Origin of the sequence: Kitasatospora sp. GP82 (assembly GCF_029892105.1) — a bacterium.
GTDB lineage: Bacteria > Actinomycetota > Actinomycetes > Streptomycetales > Streptomycetaceae > Kitasatospora.
This window is the reverse complement of sequence record NZ_JARZAJ010000001.1, coordinates 161,396-187,219: the sequence shown is the minus strand read 5'-3', so window position 1 is coordinate 187,219 and position 25,824 is coordinate 161,396. Positions and strand designations below refer to the sequence as shown.

The following is a 25,824-nucleotide window of genomic DNA, read 5'->3' as shown; positions in this document are numbered from 1 at the left end:
ACGGCGGGACGCATCCCGGACGCCGGTCACTCCCGGACGCTGTCGGCCGTCGGCACGGGGACGGTGCGCAGCGGCACCATCGCCCGCAGACGGAAGCCCTTGCCGCGCTGCCCGGGACCGGTCTCCAGCCGGCCGTCGACCAGGGCGAGCCGCTCCTCCAGGCCCGAGAGTCCGTTGCCCGGCGAGGACTTGCCGGGGCCGCGCCCGTTGTCGGCGACTTCGAGCACCGCGTAGCGCTCGCCGTCGCCCTCCCAGGTCTCGTCGATGGTCACCGTGCAGACGGTGGCGTCCTCGCCGTGCCGTACGACGTTGGTGACGGCCTCGCGCAGCGCCCAGGCCAGTGCACCGGCCTCCTGGCCACCGAGTCCCGGACGGTCCTCGGCCACCGCAGGATCGGCCTCCAGCGTCACCTGGGCCGCCGTCAGGGCGGTGCGCGCGGCGGCCAGCTCGACCGGCAGGGTCGGCCTGCGGTAGCCGCCGACCGCCTCCCGGACGTCCACCAGCGACTGGCGGGCCACGTTCTCGATGTCGGCCACCTGGGCCCTGGCGGCCTCCTGCTGGTCCTGGTCCATGAAGCGTCCGGCGAGCTCGCTCTTGAGCGTGATCAGCGAGAGCGAGTGGCCGAGCAGGTCGTGCAGGTCCCGGGCGAGGCGCAGCCGCTCCTCTGCGGCGGCCAGGTGCGCCACGGCGGCCCGGGCCTCGCGCAGCTCCCGCATGGTGGTGACCAGCCGCTGCAAGCCGGTCATCGCGAGGCCGCCGAGGAAGCAGGGCAGGACGATCCCGGCCAGGGTGTCGGTCTCCGCGTGCGTCAGCAGTGCGACGGCCAGCGCCAGGGCGGTCGTCCCGGCCACCCCGCGCAGTCCCAGCCTCGGCGGCAGCACGGTGGCCGCACAGACCGAGCAGTAGGTGAAGAGCGTGAGCCACGCCTCGCCCAGGCCGAAGGACGTGGCCACGGCCAGCAGCATCATCAGCCCGACGATCAGGTAGCTGCCACGCCAGGACCCCGGCTTGGTCGCACGGACCGCGACCAGGCTCATGTAGGAGGCCAGGAACAGCGCCAGGGCCAGCGCCCCGGCCACCGTGGCGGCCGTGCCGTGCCTGGCGCCCACGAGGTCCTTGACGGGGTAGATCAGATAGATCATCCACATCGACATCCAGGCCAGCTTGACCACCAGCTGGCGCCGGTTCTCCACCTGGGCGCCGGGGATGTTCCCGAACGACTGAGCCTGCCCGTCCTCCCCGGCATCGTCGGGGCGGCTGGGCAGGCGAGTCTTGAACATGTCGGCCATCATGCCTGTTTGGTGTCCTTGCGGTACAGGTAGGCCGCACCGGCGACGAAGACCGCCAGGAAGCCGGCCATCCCGGCCGCGGCGGTGGTGTTCATCGAGTGGCCCGGCTGTACGAAGGAGGCCAGCTGGTTGTACAGGTACACCGGGTTGAACCGGGCGAAGTTCTTCAGCGAACCGCTGACCGGGAACCAGGTGCCGCCGAAGGCCGCCATCAGCATGTAGATGATCATGACCAGCGGCTGCACCGCCTCCGGCTGCGCGGCGTAGCCGAGCGCCACCCCCAGCGCGGCGAAGACGAAGCTGCCGAGCCAGAGCACCGCCGCGAGGCCCAGCCACTGCCCGGCCGACAGCTTCACGCCCTCGATCGCACCGATCGCGAAGACCACCGCGATCGCGGGCAGCGTGGTCACCGCACAGGCTGCGATCTTGCCGAAGGTGTACGCCCGCCCCGGCAGCGCGGTCAGCCGGAGCTGTCGCACCCAGCCGCTCTTGCGCTCCAGCGCGATCCGCTGGGCGTTGCCGGTGAGCACGGCGCCGACCGCACCGAAGGTGGCCATCGAGACCATGAAGTACGACTTCGCCGGGATGCCGCCCGCCACATTGCCGCCGCTGTAGGCGCTGATGAAGAAGACGTACAGCAGCGCGGGGTAGAGCACGGTGAACATCAGGTACCGCCGGTTGCGCAGGCTGCGCATGACCTCCAGCTGGATCAAGGTCCTCATCGTGCGTCCTCCTCGGTGGAGTCGGCAGCGTCCTGCTCGCCGGTGATGGTCAGGAAGGCCTGTTCCAGGCCGAGACTGGTGACTTCGAGGCCGCGCGGGTAGAGCCCGGCGCGGTAGAGCGCGGCGACGCCGGCGTCGGCGTCCGAGCTGCGGATCCGCACCGTCCGCACGCCGTCGGCGCGGCCGGTGACGTCCAGGCTCACGGTGCCCGGCAGGGTGCGCAGGACCGTCTCCTCGCCGGGGCCGTCGGCAGGGTGCAGTTCGAAGCTGATCCGGCGGGCGCCGGCCTTGGCCTTGATCTCGGCGGAGGAACCGTCGGCGATCAGCCGACCCCGGTGCAGGACGAGCACCCGGTCGGCGATCGAGTCGGCCTCCTCCAGGTAGTGGGTGGCGAACAGGACGGTGCGTCCGGCGTCGGCCTGGGCCCGCATGCTCGCCCAGAACTGCTGGCGGACCGAGACATCCATCCCGGTGGTCGGCTCGTCCAGCACGATCAGATCGTTGGCACCGGCGACGGCGAGGGCGAAGCGCACCCGCTGCTCCTGACCGCCGGAGAGCTTGTCCACCTTGCGGTCAGCGAGCTCGGTGATGCCCGCGTTCGCCAGGACCTCGTCCACCCGGTGGCCGCGCGGGTGGACGTCGCAGGCGAACTTCACCAGCTCTCGGACCTTGACGTCGCCCATCAGACCGCCGCTCTGCAGCATCGCGCCGACTCGGCCGGCCTCGATGGCTGCGCGCGGCGTGCCGCCGAACAGCGAGACGCTGCCCTGGTCCGGCTCGCGCAGGCCGAGCAGCAGGTCGAGGCTGCTGGACTTCCCGGCCCCGTTGGGGCCGAGCAGCGCCACCGTCTCACCGGGCCGCAGCACCAGATCGAGGCCGTTCACCGCCTTGACCCGGCCGTAGCTCTTGCTGACCCTCCGGAAGGCGGCGACCTCCCCGTCCGCCCTCGGCCCCGCCGTCACCGTGCTCATCCGTCCCACGCCCTCTCCTGATCGCCGACCTCCTCAGAGTCCCGCGATCGGGGGGTGCCCCGGCAGTGTGCACCGTCGTGTCCTCGCTATGACGGATGTCATGCGGCGGCCCCGCAAGGGGGCTCCTAGGCGCCCCGCAGGGGTTCTTGAGGGGCGCGGGGAACTGCGCGAATCGGAAGACACCGGGCTGTACTTGTCCTCCGGAGAGCAACCTGCACCGCCCCACAGGAAGCAACGAGGTGCAACTGACCCACCGGGCCCGGGTGAACGAAGTCGCCTTCCGATTTTCGCGCAGTTCCCCGCGCCCCTGAAAACTCAGCGCCTCTGAAACTCAGCGCGCCAGCGCGTTCTTCAGGAAGTCGACCTGGAGCAGCAGCAGGTTCTCCGCGACCTGCTCCTGCGGGGTCATGTGGGTGACTCCGGAGAGCGGCAGCACGCTGTGCGGGCGCCCGGCGGCGAGCAGGGCGGAGGAGAGCCGCAGGGTGTGCGCGGCGACGACGTTGTCGTCGGCCAGGCCGTGCACGATCAGCAGCGGACGCTCCAGCTTCGGCGCGTCCTCGATCAGCGAGTTGGCCGCGTAGACCTCGGGCCGCTCGGCGGGGTGGCCGAGGTAGCGCTCGGTGTAGTGGGTGTCGTACAGCTGCCAGTCCGTCACGGGCGCACCGGCGATGCCCGCGTGGAACACGTCCGGACGGCGCAGCACGGCCAGTGCGGACAGGTAGCCGCCGTACGACCAGCCGCGGATGCCGACCCGGCCGAGGTCGAGCGGGAACTCCCCCGCCAGCGCCTGGACCGCCGCGACCTGGTCGTCCAGGGTGGCTCCGGCGAAGTCGAAGGCGATGGACTTCTCCCAGGCCGGGCTGGTCCCGGGGGTGCCGCGCCCGTCCGCGACGACCACGGCGAAGCCCTGGTCGGCGAACCACTGCGAGGTGAGGTGCGGGTTGTGCGCCCGGACGACCCGCTGGCCGTGCGGCCCGCCGTACGGGTCCATCAGCACGGGCAGCAGCCCGTCCCGCTCACGGTCGTAGCCGGTCGGCAGGAAGACGGCGCACGGGAGGCGCCGCTCACCGGCCAGCGTGAACTGCGGCCTGGCGGTGAGCAGCGGCGTCTCCGCGTACGAGGCGACGGTGGCGAGCACCTTGCCCTCGCGCAGGACCTCCACCCTCGCCCCGGCCCACGTCGGGTCGGCCGAGGACAGTACGGTCACCCCGCCCGCCCGGACGGCGGAGACCACACCGGCCTCCCCCAGCGCGACGGGCTGGGCGCCGCTGTCCAGGCCGATCTCGAACACACCGATCGCGCCGGGCTCCAGGACCGCCTCGCCCGCCCCGGCCGAGGCGGCGAAGAGCACGCTGTCCGCGCCGACCGAGACCACCGAGCGCAGGTGCAGCTCGTCACCGGTGACCGTACGCTCGCCCACCACCAGGGCACGGGCGCCGCTCTCGTCGGAGATCCGCACCAGCTGCCCGTCCGCCGTCCAGGCGGGGACACCGGCGAAGAGCTCCAGCCAGCTCGCGTCCTGCTCCTCGACCAGCAGCTCGGTCGCGCCGGAGGCGATGTCGACCGTACGGATCTGCTGGCTGCGCTGGTCGCGGGCCTGCACCAGCAGCAGCGGCGCGCCGCCCGCAGACCAGTGCGCCCGGGCCAGGTACGGGAAGGCTTCGCGGTCCCAGCGCACCTCGGCCCGCGAGCCGTCCAGGCCGAGCACCCAGAGGCCGACCTCGGCGTTGGGCGTGCCGGCCGCCGGGTAGGCGACCTCGGCGGGGGTGCTGGCGGGGTTGGCCGGGTCGGCGATCCACCAGCGCTGGACGGGCGCGTCGTCGGCGCGGGCGGCCAGGAGCCGGTCACTGTCGGGAGACCACCAGTAGCCCCGGTCGCGGTCCATCTCCTCCTGGGCGATGAACTCGGCCTGACCCCAGGTCACCCCGTCCTGTTCCGGCGTGGCGAGCGCGCGGTCCCCGCTACCGTCGGTGCGGGTGATCCGCAGCTCCCCGGAGGTCGTCGCATAGGCGACGCAGCTGCCGTCGGGCGACGGTCGCGGGTCCAACAGGGGCCCAGCGGCGGGGAGTTCACGGGTGGTACCGGCAACGAGGTCGGCCAGGAAGAGGCGGCCGGAGAGCGCGAAGGCGGCCTGGGTGCCCGCGCCGTCCAGGGCGTAGCCGACGATCCCGGCCGAGCCCTCGCGGCTGCGCTCGCGGCGGGCCTTCTCCTCGGGGGAGAGGTCCTCCTCCCCGCCGCCGAGCAGGTCGAAGGGGTCGGCGGCGATCCGCTCCTCGCCGGTGGCGGCGTCGAGCGTCCACAGCAGGTTGGCCCGGTCGCTGCCGGACTTCGAGCGCAGGAAGGCGACCCGGGAGCCATCGGGTGCGACGGCGAAGGACCGGGGCGCTCCGACGGTGTAGCGCAGGGTGCGCGCATGCTGCCGGGGAAAGGTGTCCGCAGGTGTGTCGGTGGTCATGACACCAGACCATACGACCCCCGACCACCCGTCCGGGGCGACTCGTGATCACTCGTTCGGAGCAGCGCCCCGAACTGGCTCCGCGCGGCCCCGACACCCCTTCTCACCGGGCCATGCGCCCCGGGGGCGCTCCCGTGCTCCGACCATGCAGACTCACGGAAAGTAATGCACTCCTCACCGATCGGGTATTCCTTGACTCGTCGATTCGGAATCGTCGCGTCCAGGTGCGCCAGAGCACCGGGTCGGGCCCGGGTCGAGAGCTTGTCCCGCACGTCCCGACTGCCGCCCTCGCCGAGGGTGGCGCACCCGAGAAAGGGTGTGAGCCGTCATGCCTTTGTCCATCTCCGCAGCCATGCTGATGCTGGTCATCGTGGTGGTCCTGATCCGCCGATCGGGGCTCAAGCCGGCGCACGCGATCATCTGTGCGCTGCTCGGCTTCTACCTCGCGTCCAGCTCGATCGCCCCGTCGATCCAGCAGGTGACCAGCAACCTCGCAGGGATGATCAATGGCCTGAAGCTCTAGGGCGCCAGGTGACGGCGGATCAAGGAGCGGCGAGGTGCTCGTCCCACCCGGCCGCGGCGTCGCGCCCACCGGCCGCCGGGCGCCGGGCTCCGTGCGCCCGAATCCGGTCGATAGGCTGCTGTCCATGACCTCTGCCACCGACCAGCAGAACCGGCGCCTGCTCCTGGTGCACGCCCACCCCGACGACGAGTCGATCGGCAACGGCGCCACCATGGCGCGCTACGCCGCCGAGGGGGCCGCGATCACGCTGGTGACCTGCACCCTCGGCGAGGGGGGCGAGGTGATCCCGCCCGAGCTGGCCCATCTGACGGCCGACCGGGAGGACACCCTGGGCCGGTACCGGATCGGCGAGCTGACCGCCGCGATGCAGGCGGTCGGTGTCGCCGACTTCCGTTTTCTCGGTGGGCCGGGACGCTACCGGGACTCCGGAATGATGGGCGTACGCGAGAACGACGCCCCCGGCTGCTTCTGGCAGGCGGACCTGGACGAGGCCGCCGGGCATCTGGTCGCCGTGATCCGCGAGGTGCGGCCGCAGGTACTGGTGACGTACGACGAGAACGGCGGCTACGGCCACCCCGACCACATCAAGGCACACCTGGTCGCCCTGCGGGCGTACGAGCTGGCCGCCGATCCGGACTTCCGCCCCCGGCTCGGCGCGGCCTGGCGGATCGCCAAGGTCTACTACAACCGGATGCCGCGCTCGGTGATCGACCGCGGGCTGGCCGGGGCCGCCGCCCTCAAGCCCTTCCCCGGGGTGGCCCGGCCCGGGGACATCCCCGGTGTGGTGGACGACGAGCTGATCACCACCGCGTTCGACGGCTCCGCCCACGCGGCGGCCAAGACGGCGGCGCTGCGGGCACACCGCACCCAAATCACCGTGAACGGCGAGTTCTTCGCACTCAGCAACCACCTTGCGCAGCCGGTGGTGACGACCGAGTACTACCAGCTGGTGAGGGGCGAACTCGGTCCGGACCAGCCCGAGACCGATCTCTTCTCCGGTCTGGACCTGGCGGCGCCGGACGCATCCGGTCGGCGGACGGAAGGTTCGGAGACCACCGACACGAAGGCGGAGTCCTTCCGATGAGCACTCCCCCGAAGCCGCGCAGCCTCCCGGCGCGGGTACTCGGAAGCCAGGCCGAGCGGCTGGCCGAAGCCCAGCCCCCGCGCGCCGGGCGCATCGTGGCGTACGTGCTCCTCTTCCCGCTCGGCATCCTGGTCTCGCTCTGCGGCTGCTTCGTGCAGGCGCTCTGGCCACCGTTCGGGATGATCCTCTCGGTGCTCGCCTCCCTGGGCGTCTTCTACGGCGGCCTGCGGCTCACCGGCACCAGACTGGGCGCCGGAGTGCCGCTGGCCGGCTGGTTCCTGATGCTGCTGATCCTGATGAGCCCTCGCCCCGAGGGCGACTTCGTCCTGTCCGCGGACCTCACCTCGTACGCCTATCTCTTCCTCGGCGCGGTCGGCGGCGTGATCTGCGCCACGCTGCCGACGCGGTCCGGTTTCGGCTTCGGGGCGGCCGGACCCGGGCGCTGAACACCCCGCGACGAGCAGTCAGGGAGCCCCGCACGTAGGCTCATATCGGAGGAACCCGGACGTATCAGGTTCTATCCGAACCAGTTCGCCGCGTCCTTCTTCCCAGTAAGGTGGTTCAACGGCAGAACCGGCCCCGGCCGATGCGGTGCACGGGACAAGCAGGTACCTTCGCCCAATCACGAGGCCGGCGGCCTGCCGCAGCCAACACGAAAAGAAGACTGGTGTCGGAGGGGTTGTCCGGTCCATCGAGCGGCGCCAGTCGGCGCTCGACCGGGCTGACGCCCCACAACCCGCGGCCGCCCGTTCCACAGTGCGCCGCGAACCCGGAGCAGAGCAGCATTGAGCAGCCGCGAATCTGACAGCGCGTACCCGCCGCGCCGGCCAGGGGGCTCCCCCGGCCGGCGGCCGGGGGAGGGACCGGACGTCTACCCGTCGGGCACCCCGCCGTATGGCACGGGCCTCCCGAACGGGGTCGGCCCCGACCCCTTCGGCCCGGCAGGTCCGTCGGCGGCCGAGCCGGGGACAACGGCGGGCACCCCGCACACGGGGGAGGACGACGGGCCCAGGACCGAGACCACGCTGACCACCAGGATCCGGATCAACATCCCCGGGTCACGGCCGATCCCGCCTGTGGTGGTGCGCAGCCCCGTGAAGAACGAGGAAGCCGCTCCGGCCGAGCCCACCGGGCCGTCCGGACCGCGCCACCGCTCCGGCAATCCGTCCTCTCCCGTGCTCGGGATGATCGACCCCGCCGCCCGGGCTTCGACGCCGCCGAACCTGCCGCCGGAGTGGCAGAACGGCCGTCAGCAGGCGGAGGCGGACGCTCAGGGCGACTCCCCGGAGTCGACCGGCGAGTGGTTCCGGCCGCGCCAGCGGGGCCGCCAGCAGGACGCGGGGCCCGCGCAGGTGGGTGCGGGTGCCGGGGGCGTCGCCGGCGCAGCTGTCGCCGGCGGTGCCGCCGCCGCGGGTGCCGGTGCGCGAGCGCCCCAGGACCGGATGCCCCTTCAGGAGCGTCCGATGCGCGCTCAGGGCTTCCAGGACCCGGGTATGCAGGGCCAGGCTCTCCAGGGCCAGGACAGGCAGGACCGGACCGCGCAGAACCGGGCCATGCAGGACCGGCTCAGGCAGGACCGGGCAGCCCAGGGCCTGCCGGCCCAGGAGCGGCCGGGCCCGGGTGGCACTCTCGGCGAGGCCGGAGCGCGGCCGTCCGGCGCACCGGCTTCGCCGTTCGCGGCCGGGCAGCAGCCCCGCCAGGCCGACGCCGGGTTCGCCCGGGACGCCGGGCAGAGCGCCGCCTTCGGCGCGGGCCCTGGCCACCGGCCCGAGGAGCGGCCCGCCAACGACCCGTACTCAGCCACCCCGCACCGCGAGGCCGCGCCCGAGCCCGACTCCGCCCAGAGCTATCCCGCCCCGGGCGGCCGCCAGGCTCCGGCGGACCCCTTCGCCGGCAACCGGAGCGCAGCCGACCCGTTCGCCGGCGGCCAGGCCCCGACCGACCCGTACCGGGACAACCGGGCCGCAGCGGCGCCCTTCGCCGGCGGCCAGGCCGACCCGTTCGCGGGTGGCCAGGGTGCCGCCGACCCGTTCGCGGAGGGCGGGCTCCCGGCCGACCCCTTCCGGACCGTTGCCGCTGCGCCACGCCGTCAGGCCGCACCCAGGCGCTCCGAGTCGGCCACAGGACCGGCCGCCGCCATGGGCGAGCCGGAGGACACCCGGATCGGCGGCTTCGACCCGATCGGCGAGGATGCGCAGACCTCCGCCATATCCGGGCTGCCCGCTGCCAACCTGTTCGGCTCGGCGCCCCCTGCGGCGCCCGGGAGCGACCCCTTCGCCCCCGGCCGGCCCGGCTCCGGCCCGCGGGACCCCTCGGCCGCCGACCGGACGCGCCCGTTCGCGAACGGCCAGCCCACGCGGGGCCGCTTCGCCGAATCGCCCGCTCCGTTCCCCGGTGCTCCAGGCGCTCCCGGCGCCTCCGGCCCTCAGGGCGCATCGCCCGTCGCCGGCTTCCCACAGGCGGCAGTCCCCGCCTTCGAGCCGGCGCCGCAGGGCGCTCAGGACCCCAAGGGCTCGACGCCCTCCAAGGATTCGGGCGGGGCCGACGAGGCGAACGGCTCGAAGGAGTCGAAGGACTCGAAGCCGAAGACGGAGTCCCCGTCGACCCCCGCCGCCAAGCCCCGTCGTGGCCGAGTCCGCAAGCTGGCCACCTACGCGGTCGGCGGGCTGCTCTTCGCCGGTGCGGCCGCCTACGGGACGGGGCTGATGCTCAACCAGGCCGATATCCCCAAGGGCACCACGGTGCTCGGCACGGACATCGGCGGCGACTCCCGCGACCAGGCCGTCAGCGCGCTGGACAGTTCGGTCGGCAAGGCCGGACAGCAGCCGCTCAAGCTCAAGCTCGGCGACCAGACGGTCGATCTCGACCCGGCCACCGCCGGTCTGAGTTTCGACACCACGGCCACCGTGGACGGGCTGACCAAGCACAGCTACAACCCGGTCGAGGTGATCGGTTCGCTGGCGGGCGGCAGCAAGGCCGTCGAGCCCGAGGTGAGGGTGGACCGGGCCAAGCTCAAGGCGGCGCTCGACAGCCTCAGCGGCAAGTCCAGCCAGGGCCTCCAGCAGGGGTACGTCCGCTTCACCTCCGACGGTCAGACCGAGGTCGTCCCCGGCAAGGCCGGGCAGGCCGTGGACGCCAATGCCGCGCTCGACCTGATCGAGCAGGCGTACCGGGACCGCGCCGCGGGCAAGCCGGACGCCGTGGTGACCGTGCCGGTGGCCGCGGCCCAGCCCAAGGTCACCGAGGACGCTCTGAAGGCCGCCGCCGACAGTCTCGGCAAGTCGGTGCTGAACGGCACGGTGTCGGTCCTGGCGGGCACCAAGAAGTTCGACTTCGGCAAGGTCACGGCCAGTCAGGCGCTCACCCTGGCACCGGACGACTCCGGCAAGGTCGTCCTGAAGTGGGACCTCGACAAGCTGAACGACGCGCTGAAGAAGGTCGCCTTCGACAAGGTCAAGATCAAGAAGAACGGCGCCCTGGTGACGATCACTCCGCAGGACGTGGCGGACGGTATCGCCTCCGTCATCGACAAGACGGCGGCCAAGGACCGGGTCTACCACTTCCAGACCACCTGACCCGCACCTTCTCCGAGGCCCGAGGCCGTGACCTGTCCACAGGTCCCGGTCCCGGGCCTCTGCCGTTCCCGGCCGACCGTGCCACGCTCAGCGGCGAGGTATGTCCGAATATCGGATACTCACGCTCAGTAATGACCTCTTGGCTTTGCCGGAACATCATCACCTGGCCACTGGCGAATCCTCGCCAGTGGCGGCCTATAACCGGACATACCACATCAACTACCGCACGGCAGTGGAACCATGCGCTCCGGGGGCATTCAAACCTGAAAAATGGCCCGCAGCCTGCGCCTTGAGTCGATGAACCGATGGTCAAAACGGCCATCGACCTCACGGATTGGCTGCGGCGTTACCAATAATTGATCCCACGCCGGTCGACAAGCGTTCACAAGGTCAGCAAGATGTGGCAGCAAGCCGTTCCACAGCGGCTGTCGCATTTCTGACCAACAGTCCGACATCCGAGACGCCCCGAAGCACCAAGTGCGGGACCCGCCATCCTCACGGATCGCGCAGACGGGGACTTGTGCAGTCGGCGAACGCGGGACAGCACGAGGGAGAGAACCACCTTGGGTCGCTATTTGCTGCGCAAGCTGGCCAATAATCTGATTTTGGTCTTGCTTGCAGCCTCCCTCTCGTATTTCGTAGCAGGGCTGAGCCTGCACCCGCAATCGAACTACGAAGGTCGCAACCCTCCGCTGGCGAAGTCGACCATCGCGAAGACGCTCGATGACGTGAACATGAACCCTGACACGCCGATCGTCACCCGATTCATCACCTGGGCTGACGGCGTGGCACACGGCGATCTGGGCAAGACCATCGACGGGTCCCCGGTCAACGACGAGGTGGGCCGCCGGATCGGCGTCTCCACCCGGCTGCTTCTGCTGGCCACCCTCGTCGGCTCGGTCGGCGGTGTCGCGCTCGGCGCGCTCGGCGCCATCAAGCAGTACAAGCTCTTCGACCGGGTCACCACCCTGGCCTCGTTCTTCATTCTGGCCATGCCGACCTTCGTACTCGCTCTCTTCCTCAAGCTGGCGTCGATCCAGTTCCTCGGTGCGGGCACCATCCACTTCACCGGTGAGACCGACCCCGAGTTCGCCGGCCACTGGGACTTCGCAGCGCTGGGCAACCGCGCCGAGCACATGCTGCTGCCCGGCCTGACGCTGGTCCTGATTCAGGTTGGGCTCTACAGCCGCTACCAGCGCAGCACCATGCTCGACGTGCTCGGCAGCGACTTCCTGCGCACCGCGCGGGCCAAGGGTCTGCGCCGCCGGACCGCCCTGGTCAAGCACGGTCTGCGGACCGCGATCCTGCCGGTCGTCCCGCTGCTGGTCTACAACATCGTCCTGCTGTTCGTCGGCGCCACCTTCACCGAGAAGGCCTTCGGCTGGCACGGCATGGGCGAACTGCTCGTCAACTCGATCACCCGTAACGACGTGAACGCGACGGCCGCCGTCTCACTGTTCACCGCCGTGCTGGTACTGATCGCGGGCATCCTCTCCGACCTGATGTACGCGGCGCTCGATCCGCGTGTCCGGGTGCGCTGACGCACCGGCCGAGCATCACGTCCCGCACTCAGCAGAGGAGAAGAAGCCATGAGCACCGCAACGACCGAGCAGCCCAAGAAGACCGCCAAGCGGCAGAGCCGCACCAAACTGACCATCCGCCGGTTCGCCCGTAACAGGCTGGCCCTGGTGGGCCTGGCCGTTATGGTCATCCTCTTCCTGATGGCCTACATCGGCCCGCTGGTGAATAAGTACGACTACCTGTACCACGACTACATGGCGTTCAACGCCCCTCCGGGCGGCGACCACTGGTGGGGTACCAACCAGGGCGGCCAGGACCTCTTCGCACTGACCATGCGCGGCCTGCAGAAGTCCCTGGTGATCGGTCTGCTGGTGGGCGTCATCAGCACCCTGGTCGCGGGCGCGGTCGGTGCCTTCGCGGCGTACTACGGAGGCTGGGCCGACCGCATCCTGATGTGGATCGTCGATCTGCTGCTGGTGCTGCCGAGCTTCCTGCTCGTCGCCGTGATGTCGCCCGCCTTCCAGAAGGCCGGCTGGCTGATCTTCGTGGTGCTGCTGTCCGCGTTCAGCTGGATGATCACCGGCCGGGTGGTGCGCAGCATGACGCTGACCCTGAAGGACCGTGAGTTCGTCAAGGCCGCCAAGTACATGGGCGTTTCCGGCCCGGTCATCATCTTCCGGCACATCCTGCCGAGCATGGCCTCGCTGCTGATCATCGACACGGTGATCCAGGTCGGTGCGGCTGTCATCGGTGAGAGCGGCCTGTCCTACTTCGGCTTCGGCATCCAGGCGCCGGACGTCTCGCTCGGCACGATCATCTCCGACAACACCACCAACGCCCCGGCGTACCCGTGGCTGTTCTACTTCCCGGCCGGCTGCCTGGTGCTGATCGGTGTCGCGGTCTCCTTCATCGGTGACGGCCTGCGTGACGCCCTCGACCCGAACGCCTCCGGTGCCAAGGCGAAGGCCAAGAAGATCAAGACCGGCGAGACGAAGGCCGGCGCGACCAACCTGTCCAACCAGCTGCAGGGTCCGACCACCTCCACCGATGTGCTGAGCCCCTCATGACGGACTCGACCAACCCCTCGCAGCCCTCGGACAGCACCCGTACCAAGGAAGGACTCCGACCGGTGACCGACACCCGGCTGGACATCTCTCAGCCCGTCCTCGAAGTCAGCGACCTGCACGTCGCGTTCCCGAGCGAGGCCGGCCAGGTGCGCGCGGTGCGCGGTGTCTCGTACGCCGTCCGCCCGGGCGAGGTGCTGGGCATCGTCGGCGAGTCCGGCTCCGGCAAGTCCGTGTCCTCGATGGCCGTGCTCGGCCTGCTGCCCGAAAGCGCCGCGGTCACCGGCTCGGTCAAGCTCAACGGGCGTGAGCTGCTCGGCCTCTCGGACAACGAGATGTCCAAGATCCGCGGCAAGGACATCGGCATGGTCTTCCAGGACCCGCTGTCCGCGCTCACCCCGGTCTACAGCGTCGGCACCCAGATCGTCGAGGCGCTGCAGATCCACCAGGACCTGACCAAGGTGCAGGCTCGCGAGCGCTCCATCGAGCTGCTCGACCTGGTCGGCATCCCGGACCCCAAGCGCCGGGTGGACAACTTCCCGCACGAGTTCTCCGGCGGCATGCGTCAGCGCGCGATGATCGCCATGGCGATCGCCAACGACCCCAAGGTGATCATCGCCGACGAGCCGACCACCGCGCTCGACGTGACCATCCAGGCCCAGGTCCTCGAAGTCCTGAAGAAGGCCCAGGACGTCACCGGCGCCGCCATTGTGATGATCACTCACGACCTCGGCGTGATCGCCGGCTTCGCCGACCGCGTCCAGGTGATGTACGCGGGCAAGCCGGTCGAGGCCGGCAGCGTGGACGAGGTGTACTACTCCCCCCGGATGCCGTACACCATCGGTCTGCTGGGTTCGATTCCGCGCCTGGACGACACCGAGCGCCGGGCGCTCACCCCGATCGAGGGCAACCCGCCGTCCATGGTCGAGCTGCCCAAGGGCTGCCCCTTCGCGGCCCGTTGCCCGATCGCGATCGACCGCTGCCGGGAGGTGGAGCCCACCCTGTCGGTGAAGGAGGGCAACACCCACCCCACCGCCTGCCACCGCAGCCACGAGCTCGGCGACACCCTGGACCCGGCCGCCATCTACCCGGTGCCCGAAGTTCCCGAAGCCTCCGACCTGGAGCAGCGCCCCCGTGGTGAGCGCGCCACCGTCCTGGAGCTGGACAACCTGACCAAGCACTTCCCGCTCACCAAGGGCGCCGTCGTCAAGCGCAAGGTCGGCGTGGTGCGCGCGGTGGACGGCATCTCACTGGACATCCGCGAGGGCGAGACACTCGGCCTGGTCGGAGAGTCCGGCTGCGGCAAGACCACCACCCTGCTGGAGATCCTGGACCTGCCCAAGGGCCAGGTCGGTACCGTCACGGTCTTCGGCAAGGACACCCGGAGCATGAACCGGGCCGACCGCAAGACGCTCCGCCGGGACATGCAGATCGTCTTCCAGGACCCGATGGCGGCCCTTGACGCCCGGATGCCGATCGGCGACATCCTCGCCGAGCCGCTCAAGACCCACGGCTGGGACAAGGAGCGGATCGCCGCCCGCGTCCCGGAGCTGCTGGAACTGGTCGGCCTCAACCCCGACCACGCCGACCGCTACCCCCAGGAGTTCTCCGGCGGTCAGCGTCAGCGCATCTCCATCGCCCGCGCACTGGCTCTGGAGCCCAAGCTGGTCGTCCTGGACGAGCCCGTCTCCGCTCTGGACGTCTCCATCCAGGCGGGCGTCCTCAACCTGCTGGACGAGCTCAAGACCCGGCTCGGCCTCAGCTACCTGTTCGTCGCCCACGACCTCTCGGTGGTCCGGCACATCGCCGACCGGATCGCCGTGATGTACCTGGGCCGGATCGTCGAGGTCGGCGACACCCAGTCGATCTTCGACGCACCCTCCCACCCGTACACCCAGGCTCTGCTCTCCGCCGTTCCCCTCCCGGACCCGCGCCGGGAGCGCGAGCGGACGCGGATCCTGCTCACCGGTGACCTGCCGAGCCCGGCCAACGTGCCGAGCGGCTGCCGGTTCCGCAACCGCTGCCCGAAGTACCTGAGCCTCGACGAGGCCGAGCAGCTGCGCTGCCGCGACGAGGACCCCGCAAGCGCGAAGCTGGCCGACGACCACTCGGCCGCCTGCCACTTCGCCAAGGCCCTCGAAGTGATCTGACCCCCACCGAGCTGCGCCTTCGGGCGCCGTGCACCACCTGCACCGCCGCACCACCCGAACCACCAGCACTATCCGCCAACGCGGGCGGCACCGCTGGGCTCACTCACCGTTCCGTACACACCAGGGGGAACCCCTTGAAGCACAACCGGATCCCGGTCGCGCTGGTCGCCACCATCGCTGCCGCCTCGCTGTCGCTGTCCGCCTGTTCCAGCAGCAAGAGCGACAGCTCCGCCGCCCCGGCCGTGTCCGATGCGCCGAAGCCGACCCAGGTGGCCATGAACGCCAAGGACCGTGCCGCGCTGAAGCAGGGCGGCACCGTCAACTGGGCCATCGACCAGATGTCCAGCCAGTGGAACCCGCTGGAGGCGGACGGCAACGAGGCCTCCACCATCGACGTCGCCAAGGCGCTCATGCCGACCTTCTGGCGCTCGGACGCCGGTGGCACCCAGACCCCGAACAAGGCGTACCTGCTGGACGCCACGTCCGCGATGAAGGACGGCAAGCAGGTCGTCACCTGGACCCTCAACCCGAAGGCCAAGTGGTCCGACGGCGCCCCGATCACCTGGCAGGACATCCAGGCGAACTGGCAGGCCCAGAACGGCAGCAACAAGGACTTCAAGGTCTCCTCGACCGCCGGTTTCGACCAGGTCGAGAGCGTCGTCAAGGGTGCTGACGACTACCAGGCCATCATGACCTTCAAGGCGCCGTACTCGGACTGGAAGGGGATGTTCAACTCCGTCGCCAACGCGCCGCTGTTCCCGGCGAAGTACGTCGCCACCCCGGACGTCTTCAACACCGCGTACGTGGACAAGATCCCGGTCACCTCCGGCCCGTTCAAGCTGGACAAGATCGACCAGACCGCGAAGACCGTCACCGTGGTGGCCGACCCCACCTACACGGGTGACAAGCCGCTGCTGGACAAGATCGTCTTCAAGGCGATGGACACCAACACCATGCCGCAGGCCTTCGCCAACGGCGAGATCGACTTCTTCAACAACGGCCCGGACGCCGCCGGCCTGAAGCAGATCCAGTCCACCGCCGACGGCGAGGCCCGGATCGCGGGTGGCCCCGACTTCCGCCACATCATGCTCAACGGCAAGAGCCCGATGCTGACCGACCCGACGGTGCGTCAGGCCATCTTCCAGGCGGTCGACCGGGACACCATCGCCAAGTCCGACCTGAACGGCCTGGGCTGGCCGCCCGCGGCGATGAACAACCACTTCCTGGTGCCGACCCAGAACGGCTACAAGGACAACTCGGGCGGTCTGAGCAAGTTCGACCCCGAGGCGGCCAAGAAGACGCTGGACGCGGCCGGCTGGAAGATGGACGGCGACGTCCGGAAGAAGGACGGCAAGGAGCTCGCGCTCAAGCTCGTCATCCCGGCCGGCGTCACCATCGCCACCAGCGAGGGTTCGATGCTGACCCAGATGCTGCAGCAGGTCGGCATCAAGCTGACCATCTTCACCGCTCCGTCGAACGAGTTCTTCGACAAGTACGTCTACAAGTACGACTTCGACATGACCATCTACTCGCTGCTCGGCAACCCGTTCGCCGCCAGCTCGATGATGCCGCAGTACAAGCAGAACGGCGGCTCCAACTACAGCCAGGTCGGTAGCGACGCGCTGGACAAGGCGCTGGACGAGGCCGTTGCGGCGCCCAACGCCGAAGGCGAGCTCGCCGGCCTCGACAAGGCGGACGCCGAGGAGTGGAAGGTCGCCGGTCTGATCACGCTGTACCAGCGTCCGGCCATCTACGGTGTGAAGAAGGCCGTTGCCAACCTCGGCTCCGCGGGTCTCTCGGACCCGATCTACGAGAACATCGGCCTCACCAAGTGATGACAGCTCAGGTCTGATCTGATCCGATCCGATCCGATCCGATCCGATCCGATCCGGCCAACGCACCGGGCCCCGGCGGGATTTCCCGCCGGGGCCCGGTGCGTCGGCGTCGCTACTCAGGCTGCGCTCTGCGCCATCTCGCGCTCACGCCGCGCTCTGCTCGACCTCGCGCTCACGCCGCGCTCTGCTCGACCTCGCGCTCACGCCGCGCTCTGCTCGACCTCGCGCTCCGCCGCGAAGTGGCAGGCGGATTCGTGGGCGGCCGGGCCCTCCAGCGAGGGCACCGCGAGCAGCGGCAGCTCGGTCGAGCAGCGCTCCTCGGCCTTCCAGCAGCGGGTGCGGAAGCGGCAGCCCGACGGCGGGTTGGCCGGCGAGGGGATGTCCCCGGACAGGATGATCCGCTCGCGTCCCTCACGGCCCGTCGGGTCCGGCACCGGCACCGCCGACAGCAGCGCCTGGGTGTAGGGGTGGGTCGCGTGCTCGTAGATCTGCTCGTCCGAGCCGATCTCCACCATCTTGCCCAGGTACATCACGCCCACCCGGTCCGAGATGTGCCGGACGATCGACAGGTCGTGCGCGATGAACATGTACGACAGGTCGAACTCGCCCTGGAGCTGCTCCAGCAGGTTGATCACCTGCGCCTGCACCGAGACGTCCAGCGCCGACACCGGCTCGTCACAGATGATGATCTCCGGCTTCAGCGCCAACCCGCGTGCGATACCGATCCGCTGGCGCTGACCGCCCGAGAACTGGTGCGGATACCGGTTGATGTACTCCGGATTGAGGCCCACCACATCCAGCAGATCCTGAACAGCCTTGCGGCGGTCGCCCTTCGGCGCCACCTCCGGATGGATCTCGAACGGCTCCCCGATGATGTCACCCACCGTCATACGCGGGTTCAACGACGTGTACGGGTCCTGGAACACCATCTGGATGTTCCGCCGCACAGCCTTCAGCGCCGCGCCCTTCAGCCGCGAGATCTCCTCGCCCTTGAACAGCACCTCGCCGGCGGTGGCCCGCTCAAGGCTCATCAGCACCTTGGCCAGCGTGGACTTGCCACAGCCCGACTCCCCCACGATGCCCAGGGTCTCGCCCTTGTGCAGCTCGAAGGAGATACCGTCGACCGCCTGCACGGCCCCGATCTGCCTCTTGAAGAGGACGCCCTGGGTCAGCGGGAAGTACTTGACCAGGTTCCTGACCTCCAGGATCGGCTCAGCCATGGAGGGTCTCCTTCCAGAAGTGGCAGGCGCTGCGCCGACCGGGCAGGTCAGCACCGTCCTCGTCCAACACTGCCTGCAACAGCGGCAGTTCGGCCCGGCACCGGTCGGCGGCACGCTCGCAACGCGGGTTGAACGCGCAGCCGTCCGGGATGTGCAGCAGGCTCGGCGGCAGGCCCTTGATCGCGTACAGGTCCTGGCCCTTCTGGTCCAGGCGCGGGATCGAACGGAGCAGACCCTTGGTGTACGGGTGCGCCGGGCCGGCGTACAGCTCGTGCACCGGGGCGGTCTCGACGATCCGGCCCGCGTACATCACCGCGATCTTGTCCGCGACGTCGGCGACCACGCCGAGGTCGTGGGTGATCAGGATCAGGCCCATGTTGTACTCGGCCTGAAGCTCCGCCAGCAGGTCCATCACCTGGGCCTGGACGGTGACGTCCAGGGCGGTGGTGGGCTCGTCCGCGATGATCAGATCCGGTTCGAGGGCCAGCGCCATCGCGATCATGATGCGCTGACGCATACCGCCCGAGAACTGGTGCGGGTAGTCGTTGACGCGCTGGGCGGCGGCCGGGATGCGGACCCGGTCCATCAACTCGACGGCCCTGCGCAGCGAGTCCTTCTTCGACATCCCCTCGTGCACCCGGAAGACCTCACCGAGCTGCCAGCCCACCGAGAAGACCGGGTTGAGCGCCGAGAGCGCATCCTGGAAGATCATCGCAATCTTCCGGCCGCGGATCCTCCGCCGCTGCTCCTCGGGCATGGTGAGCAGGTCCTGTCCCCGGTACAGCACCCGGCCGCCGGTGATCCGGCCCGGAGGCATGTCCAGGATGCCCATGACGGCCTGGGCGGTGACGGACTTGCCCGAGCCCGACTCGCCCAGCACCGCCAGCGTCTCACCCGCACCGACGCTGTAACTGACGCCGTTGACCGCCCTGGCCACGCCGTCCCGGGTCACGAACTCCACCTGCAGATCGTCGACCTGCAACAGAGCCGCCCCGGCCGCACTCTCTTCCGACTTCGCCATCGCCCTGCTCCTGCCGTCTCCGGGTCCCGTCACGTCCGTCAACTCCATGCCGCTCACCGCAGCTTGGGGTCGAGCGCGTCGCGTACGCCGTCGCCGACGAAGATGAAGCCCAGCGAGGTCAGCACCACCGCGAGCGAGGGAAGGGTCCACATGTAGTCGTACACGCCGATGAACCCCCGCCCGGCCGCGAGCATGTTGCCCCACTCCGGGACTTCCGGGCTGACGCCGACGCCCAGGTAGGAGAGCGAGGCCTCCGCGACCACGGCGGTGCCGACGTTGAACGTCCCGTAGATGACCACCGGGGCGATCGAGTTGGGCAGGATGTGCCGCAGGATGACCCGCGCATGGCCTGCGCCCAGCGCGCGGGCCGCGTGCACATAGTCCATCTCACGGGCCGAGAGCACCGAGCTCCGCAGCAGTCGCGCCACGGTGGCCCAGCCGAAGATCGCCAGCGAGAGCACCACCGGCCAGACGCCCCGCCCGGTCACGGTGATGATGATGATCGCGCCGATCAGCAGCGGGAAGGCGAAGAACACATCGGCGACGCGCATCGTCAGGGTGTCGTAGAACCGGCCGTAGTAGCCGGCGATCGCGCCGAGCACGACGCCGATCAGCAGCGTGAGCACGATCGAGACCACACCGACGATGACCGCGATCCGGGAGCCGTAGATCACCCGGGAGAGCTGGTCGCGGCCCAGGATGTCGGTGCCGAACAGGTGCTCCCCGCTCGGTGGCTTGAGCGTGTTCATGAGGTCCTGCTTCAGCGGGTCGTGCGGCGCGATCAGCGGAGCGAAGACGGCGGTCAGCAGCAGGCCCACGACCAGGACCAGGCCCACCAGTGCGAGCTTGTTGGCGGCGAAGCGGTGCCAGACCTCCTGCCACTCCTTGACCACCTTGATGGCCGGTTCGGCCGAGCCGGCGGCCGGGGTCCGGTCCTTGCGCTGCTGCGGAACCACCTTGCCCGACACGGGAGTTGTGGTCGTCTTGTCGTCAGTCATATCGGCGCCCTCAGCTCAGCCGGATTCGGGGGTCGAGCATCGCGTACAGCAGATCGACGACCAGGTTGAGCAGCACGAAGATGGCGACCCCCCAGGTCGCCACCCCGACCACGATCGGGTTGTTCTGCTGCTGGATCGCGGTGGACATCGCCATGCCGATGCCGTCCCAGTTGAAGATGGTCTCGGTGATGATCGCGCCGCCCAGCAGGCTGCCGAACGAGATGCCGATGTATGTCACCACCGGGATGACCGAGTTGCGCATGACGTGCTTGAGCAGCACCTGCCGCCGGGGCACGCCCTTGGCGATGGCGGTCTTCACGTAGTCGGCCCGCAGCACCTCCAGCATGGTGCCGCGCATCAGGCGGGCGACCAGTGCGGCATCAATGATGGCCAGGGTGATCGCGGGCAGGACGACCTGCACCGGATCGCTCGGGTCACCGATGACCGGCACCCATTTGAGCTGTACGGCAAAGAGGTTGAGCATCAGCATGCCGATCACAAAGGTCGGGAACCCGACCAGGATGGTGGTGATCAGCGTGACCACGGTGTCCCAGAGCGAGTACCGCTTGAGCGCGGCGAGCGCACCCACCCCCGCGCCGATCACCGCGTCGAAGACGATCGCGGCGATGGCCAGCTTGGACGTGTTCACCAGCTTGGGGCCGAGGATCTCGGCGACCGGGCGGCGCTGGGTGTAGTCCTCTCCCATGTCGCCGTGCACCAACTTGTTGACGTAAGTGCCGTATTGGACGATCAGCGGCTTGTCGAGCCCGTAGCGCTTGTGCAGCTGCTCGACCACCGCGGGGTCGCGCGAGCGCTCACTGCCGGCCAGCGAGCCGACCGGGTCGCCGGGAATGACGAACAGGCAGGCGAAGAGGATCAGCGTCGCGCCGAGCAGCACGACGATCATCTGTCCGAGCCTTCGCAGCAGATACCTACCCATGGCATGTGCCTCTCTGTGGGGTCGCGGCAGAGCGGCGTCGCCCTCCCCTGTACGTCACCCGGTCGGGCGGGTACGGGGGACCGCCGGCTCTGCCTGGTCCAGACAGAGCCGGCGGCGGTTTACTGGCCCCACGTCAACTGCGGTGGGGCGTAGGGGTCCAGGAGGGGAGAACGCCTGACGCGATGGACGGGCTACTTCTGCGAGACGTTCGCCAGGGTGGGGTTCTCGTTGAAGTCGTAGGTCAGGTTGGCCCACTTCTCGGTGTTGGCGACACGCTGCTGGCTACGGGTGAAGAGCGGGATCAGTGCCTGGTCGTCGCCGATCGCCATCTTCTCGGCCTGCTGGTAGATCCTGGTCCGCTCGGCCAGGTCCTTGGTGGCGGTGGCCTTCTGCAGCAGGGCGTCGAAGGCCGGGTTGCTGTAGCGGCCGGCGTTGTCGCCCTGGACCGTGTGGGTGGCCGGGTCCTCGTTGATGGAGGCGGTGGCCAGCAGCGGGCTCAGGAAGTTGCCGGGGGTCGGGTAGTCCGCACCCCAGGCCGCCCGGTACATACCGGTGGAAGTCGGCGTCTTCTCCTTCTTCAGCAGTTCCTTGAACGGGATGCCGTCGATCTGCACGTCCAGGCCGAGCACGTCCTTGAGCTGCTGTGCGACGGCCTGCACCCAGGCGTCGTGGCCGCCACCGGTGTTGTAGCCGAAGTACAGCTTGGTGCCGGGCGTCAGACCGGCCTGCGCGGCGAGCTGCTTGGCCTTGTCCTTGTCCTGCTTCACGCAGCTGGCGCAGACGCCGTCCTGGAAGGCGTCCTTGAAGGCCGAGGGCACCAGCGTGGTGGCCTTGTGACGGAAACCCTTGAACACGCCGCTGACGATGGCGTCACGGTCGATCGCGTAGGAGATCGCCTGGCGCGCCTCCTTGCTCTTCAACGGGCCGTTGAAGGTGACGGGCATCAGGTAGTTCATGCCGTTGGCGTCCCAGTCGTACCACTCGTTCTTCGGCCCGTAGGTGGCCTTGGCGACGGGGAGCTGCTCGGTGGGCATCCGGGCCCAGTCGAACTGCCCGGCCTGGAAGCCCTGGTACTCCAGCTGGTCGGCGTTGGCGGAGTTCAGGATGGAGATCTCGACCCGGTCCAGGTGTGCCTTGGTCAGGCCGTAGCTGTCGTTCCGGACCAGCGTGATCTTGCTGTTGTGCTGCCAGGGGCCTTCCATCTTGAACGGCCCGTTGCCGATCGGCTGGTCGTTGTACGCCTTGTTGGTGGCCGCGCCCGCCTCCGGCGGTACCGGGCTGAACACCGTGTGGAAGGTGCGCAGGTCGAACTCGCAGTCCTTGATGGCGAGATTGACCACCAGCGTGGTCGCGTCCGGCGCGGCAAGGCCCTTGAAGGTGGTCGCGGTACCGTCCTGGAGCGCCTTGAAGCCGTCGATCTCGTTCAGGTGGTACGCCACGTCGGAGGCCGCGTCCTTCGCCGCGGCCCGGGTCCAGCCGCGGATGAACGCCGCAGCGTCCACCGCCTCCCCGTTCGAGAAGGTGGTCCCGCCCTTGATCTTGAACGTCCACTGGCTGCAGTCGTCGTTCGGGGTCCGGCTCTCGGCCAGCGCATTGCTGATCTTGCCATTGACATCGACGCTGGTCAGGCCGGTGAACAGATTCTGGGCAACCAGGGTTCCCTCGGATTCCTGCACGTTGTACGGATCAATAGCCGTAGGCTCGACAATGCCCAGCCGGAAGGTACCGCCGTCCTTGGCCGGCGCGTTATTGCTCGCCGCCGGCTTTCCGCCGCCACCCGAGCTACCGCCGTTGCTGCAAGCAGCCACTGCCAGGACTGTGGTGGCAGCCACCGCTGTCCAGCGCATTGCCTTGGTGAGCCTCATTCAACTGCCTCTCGATTCAGGGCGTGGGAACGAAGAGCCCCTCCGCGGCCCGGCGTTCCAGGCATGGCGAAGGTCAACGTCTGGGCGCATCAAATCAGTTGACGATGCGGCCCATCGACGTGCGCAGAGCAACTATCAATCTCCCCGCCCCCGTTTGGAATCTTCCTCACATCTCTTTTCTGTTACGTGGAGCGCCCAACCCGGGCATTAACTGACAGAGAGCCGCATATCGTTCACGGAATTCACGCAGCCATTTTCCGAATACCGGACAACATCATCCGAATGCTGATGCTTTATCTGCACAACACTGGAAACCAAAGGCCCGCCCCACAAGGGGACGGGCCGTGAAAGCTGTGAACAGAGTTACTGCTGCTTCTCCTGCTTCCCGCTCTCGCGCTCCGTCGCGCCCTGCCCGCTCTCGCGCTCCGCCGCGCTCTGCCCAATCTCGCGCTCCGCCGCGAAATGACAGGCCGAGTCATGCGCCGCAGCTCCTTCGAGCCACTCCCGCACGGTCAGCGCCGGCGTCTCCCTCGCACACTTCTCCTGCGCCTTCCAGCAGCGGGTGCGGAAGCGGCAGCCCGACGGCGGGTTGGCCGGCGAAGGCACGTCGCCCGAGAGGACGATCCGCTCTCGCCCCTCCCGGCCCGTCGGGTCCGGCACCGGCACCGCCGACAGCAGCGCCTGGGTGTAGGGGTGGGTCGCGTGCTCGTAGATCTCCGCGTCCGACCCGATCTCCACCATCTTGCCCAGGTACATCACGCCCACCCGGTCCGAGATGTGCCGGACGATCGACAGGTCGTGCGCGATGAACATGTACGACAGGTCGAACTCGCCCTGGAGCTGCTCCAGCAGGTTGATCACCTGCGCCTGCACCGAGACGTCCAGCGCCGACACCGGCTCGTCACAGATGATGATCTCCGGCTTCAGCGCCAACCCGCGTGCGATACCGATCCGCTGGCGCTGACCGCCCGAGAACTGGTGCGGATACCGGTTGATGTACTCCGGATTGAGGCCCACCACGTCCAGCAGATCCTGAACAGCCTTGCGGCGGTCGCCCTTCGGCGCCACCTCCGGGTGGATCTCGAACGGCTCCCCGATGATGTCACCCACCGTCATACGCGGGTTCAACGACGTGTACGGGTCCTGGAACACCATCTGGATGTTCCGCCGCACAGCCTTCAGCGCCGCACCGCTCAGCCGCGAGATCTCCTCCCCCTTGTACTTCACCGAGCCACTGGTCGGGGCCTCCAGGTTCATCAGGACCTTGGCCAGCGTGGACTTGCCACAGCCCGACTCCCCCACGATGCCCAGGGTCTCGCCCTGCCGCAGGTCGAAGGAGACACCGTCCACGGCCTTCACCGCGCCGACCTGCTTCTTGAAGAGGATGCCCCTGGTCAGCGGGAAGTACTTGACCAGTTGCCGGACTTCGAGGATCGGCTCGCCGCGCGGCACCTCCTGCGCGAACGCGGCCTCCTCCGGTACTCCGGCCCCGTTGGTGTCGGCTCCGTCGGCGCCGGCTCCGCTATGCGTCATGGAGGGTCTCCTTCCAGAAGAAGCAGGCACTGCCCCGGCCGGCCAGCTCCGTCCCGTCGTCCTCGGTGACCTGGAAGAGCTTCGGCACCTCCTGCCGGCAGATCTCCTGCGCTCTGGGGCAGCGCGGGTTGAAGGCGCACCCCTTCGGGATCCGCAGCAGATTGGGCGGCAGACCCTTGATCGCGTACAGCTCCTGGCCCTTCTGGTCCAGGCGCGGGATGGAGTCGAGCAGGCCCCGGGTGTAGGGGTGCGCCGGGCGCGCGTACAGCTCGTGCACCGGGGCGGTCTCGACGATCCGGCCCGCGTACATCACCGCGATCTTGTCCGCGACGTCGGCGACCACGCCGAGGTCGTGGGTGATCAGGATCAGGCCCATGTTGTACTCGGCCTGAAGCTCCGCCAGCAGCTCCATCACCTGGGCCTGCACCGTCACATCGAGCGCCGTCGTCGGCTCGTCCGCGATGATCAGATCCGGTTCGAGCGCCAGCGCCATCGCGATCATGATGCGCTGACGCATACCGCCCGAGAACTGGTGCGGATAGTCGTTCACCCGCTCCTTGGCCGCCGGGATGCGGACCCGGTCCATCAACTCGACGGCCCTGGCCTTCGCCTCCTTGCGGGAGGCGTCCCGGTGCACCCGGAACATCTCGCCCAGCTGGTAGCCCACCGAGTGCACGGGGTTGAGCGAGGAGAGCGCGTCCTGGAAGATCATCGCCAGCTGTGAGCCCCGGATCTTGCGGCGCTCGTCCTGCCCGAGCTTCAGCAGGTCGCGGCCCTTGAAGAGGATCTCCCCACCGGTGACGAAGCCCGGCGGACTGTCCAGGATGCCCATGACCGCCTGCGCGGTGACGGACTTGCCCGAACCCGACTCTCCCAGGATGGCGATCGTCTCGCCCGCCCTGACCGAGTAGTCGACACCGTTGACGGCCCTGGCGACACCGTCCCTGGTGCGGAACTCCACATGCAGGTCGCGCACCTGGAGCAGCGGTGCGTCCTCGACACCCGTGCCGCTCCCCCGGGGGTCGGCCTTCCGGCTGCTCACGCCGGTCGTCATGCTG

The 25,824-nt window shown here is 69.2% G+C and carries 19 protein-coding genes; 8 read left to right on the top strand and 11 right to left on the bottom strand.

The window, feature by feature from the left end; genetic code table 11:
* Positions 1-26 precede the first annotated feature (26 nt).
* The 4 genes from P3T39_RS00790 to P3T39_RS00775 form a co-directional block, all read right to left on the bottom strand.
* The gene (locus tag P3T39_RS00790) at positions 27-1,280 is read right to left on the bottom strand and encodes a histidine kinase (protein ID WP_280695247.1); all 1,254 of its coding nucleotides are present in this window, start codon (positions 1,278-1,280) and stop codon (positions 27-29) included.
* Between the two features lie 8 nt (positions 1,281-1,288).
* Positions 1,289-2,011 carry an ABC transporter permease gene (locus P3T39_RS00785; RefSeq protein ID WP_280695246.1) on the bottom strand — a complete coding sequence of 241 codons (723 nt, stop codon included), beginning with the start codon at positions 2,009-2,011 and terminating at the stop codon, positions 1,289-1,291.
* Complete coding sequence (locus P3T39_RS00780; protein WP_280695400.1) at positions 2,008-2,982, bottom strand: ABC transporter ATP-binding protein; 975 nt, start codon at positions 2,980-2,982, stop codon at positions 2,008-2,010. Before P3T39_RS00780 ends, P3T39_RS00785 begins: the two co-directional genes overlap by 4 nt.
* A gap of 331 nt (positions 2,983-3,313) precedes the next feature.
* On the bottom strand, positions 3,314-5,437 hold the full coding sequence (locus tag P3T39_RS00775; protein ID WP_280695245.1) for a prolyl oligopeptidase family serine peptidase: 2,124 nt from the start codon (positions 5,435-5,437) through the stop codon (positions 3,314-3,316).
* 328 nt (positions 5,438-5,765) lie between these two features.
* Here P3T39_RS00775 and P3T39_RS00770 point away from each other — a divergent pair, with 328 nt between their 5' ends.
* The 8 genes from P3T39_RS00770 (at position 5,766) to P3T39_RS00735 (ending at position 17,189) form a co-directional block, all read left to right on the top strand.
* Positions 5,766-5,960: a DUF2304 domain-containing protein gene (locus P3T39_RS00770; RefSeq protein WP_280695244.1), complete on the top strand. Its 195-nt coding sequence runs from the start codon at positions 5,766-5,768 to the stop codon at positions 5,958-5,960.
* A 124-nt stretch (positions 5,961-6,084) separates the two neighbouring features.
* A complete protein-coding gene (gene mshB, locus P3T39_RS00765; protein WP_280695243.1) occupies positions 6,085-7,044 on the top strand; it encodes an N-acetyl-1-D-myo-inositol-2-amino-2-deoxy-alpha-D-glucopyranoside deacetylase in 960 nt (319 codons plus the stop codon).
* Positions 7,041-7,490: a DUF6113 family protein gene (locus P3T39_RS00760; protein ID WP_280695242.1), complete on the top strand. Its 450-nt coding sequence runs from the start codon at positions 7,041-7,043 to the stop codon at positions 7,488-7,490. Before mshB ends, P3T39_RS00760 begins: the two co-directional genes overlap by 4 nt.
* 339 nt (positions 7,491-7,829) lie before the next feature.
* The gene (locus tag P3T39_RS00755) at positions 7,830-10,619 is read left to right on the top strand and encodes a peptidoglycan binding domain-containing protein (protein ID WP_280695241.1); all 2,790 of its coding nucleotides are present in this window, start codon (positions 7,830-7,832) and stop codon (positions 10,617-10,619) included.
* A gap of 734 nt (positions 10,620-11,353) precedes the next feature.
* Positions 11,354-12,160 (top strand): ABC transporter permease, encoded by an 807-nt coding sequence (locus P3T39_RS00750; RefSeq protein ID WP_348534297.1) that lies wholly within the window; start codon positions 11,354-11,356, stop codon positions 12,158-12,160.
* A gap of 48 nt (positions 12,161-12,208) precedes the next feature.
* On the top strand, positions 12,209-13,207 hold the full coding sequence (locus P3T39_RS00745) for an ABC transporter permease (protein WP_280695239.1): 999 nt from the start codon (positions 12,209-12,211) through the stop codon (positions 13,205-13,207).
* Entirely contained in the window at positions 13,204-15,354 is a 2,151-nt protein-coding gene (locus P3T39_RS00740; protein ID WP_280695238.1) for an ABC transporter ATP-binding protein, read from the top strand. The genes P3T39_RS00745 and P3T39_RS00740 overlap by 4 nt, the downstream gene beginning before the upstream one ends.
* A 134-nt stretch (positions 15,355-15,488) precedes the next feature.
* A complete protein-coding gene (locus P3T39_RS00735) occupies positions 15,489-17,189 on the top strand; it encodes an ABC transporter family substrate-binding protein (RefSeq protein ID WP_280695237.1) in 1,701 nt (566 codons plus the stop codon).
* Between the two features lie 200 nt (positions 17,190-17,389).
* Here P3T39_RS00735 and P3T39_RS00730 read toward each other — a convergent pair whose 3' ends face one another.
* The 7 genes from P3T39_RS00730 to P3T39_RS00700 all read right to left on the bottom strand — a co-directional run bounded on the left by P3T39_RS00730 (position 17,390) and on the right by P3T39_RS00700 (position 25,820).
* Entirely contained in the window at positions 17,390-18,409 is a 1,020-nt protein-coding gene (locus tag P3T39_RS00730; protein WP_280695236.1) for a dipeptide ABC transporter ATP-binding protein, read from the bottom strand.
* The gene (locus P3T39_RS00725; protein WP_280695235.1) at positions 18,402-19,430 is read right to left on the bottom strand and encodes an ABC transporter ATP-binding protein; all 1,029 of its coding nucleotides are present in this window, start codon (positions 19,428-19,430) and stop codon (positions 18,402-18,404) included. The genes P3T39_RS00730 and P3T39_RS00725 overlap by 8 nt, the downstream gene beginning before the upstream one ends.
* Before the next feature lie 53 nt (positions 19,431-19,483).
* Positions 19,484-20,428 (bottom strand): ABC transporter permease, encoded by a 945-nt coding sequence (locus P3T39_RS00720; RefSeq protein ID WP_280695234.1) that lies wholly within the window; start codon positions 20,426-20,428, stop codon positions 19,484-19,486.
* A 10-nt stretch (positions 20,429-20,438) separates the two neighbouring features.
* Positions 20,439-21,368: an ABC transporter permease gene (locus P3T39_RS00715; RefSeq protein ID WP_280695233.1), complete on the bottom strand. Its 930-nt coding sequence runs from the start codon at positions 21,366-21,368 to the stop codon at positions 20,439-20,441.
* 191 nt (positions 21,369-21,559) lie between these two features.
* Positions 21,560-23,176 carry an ABC transporter substrate-binding protein gene (locus P3T39_RS00710; RefSeq protein WP_280695232.1) on the bottom strand — a complete coding sequence of 539 codons (1,617 nt, stop codon included), beginning with the start codon at positions 23,174-23,176 and terminating at the stop codon, positions 21,560-21,562.
* Positions 23,177-23,596: 420 nt separating this feature from the next.
* Positions 23,597-24,766, bottom strand: a complete 1,170-nt coding sequence (locus P3T39_RS00705; protein WP_280695231.1) for a dipeptide ABC transporter ATP-binding protein — start codon at positions 24,764-24,766, stop codon at positions 23,597-23,599.
* The gene (locus tag P3T39_RS00700; protein WP_280695230.1) at positions 24,756-25,820 is read right to left on the bottom strand and encodes an ABC transporter ATP-binding protein; all 1,065 of its coding nucleotides are present in this window, start codon (positions 25,818-25,820) and stop codon (positions 24,756-24,758) included. The genes P3T39_RS00705 and P3T39_RS00700 overlap by 11 nt, the downstream gene beginning before the upstream one ends.
* Positions 25,821-25,824: the final 4 nt, after the last annotated feature.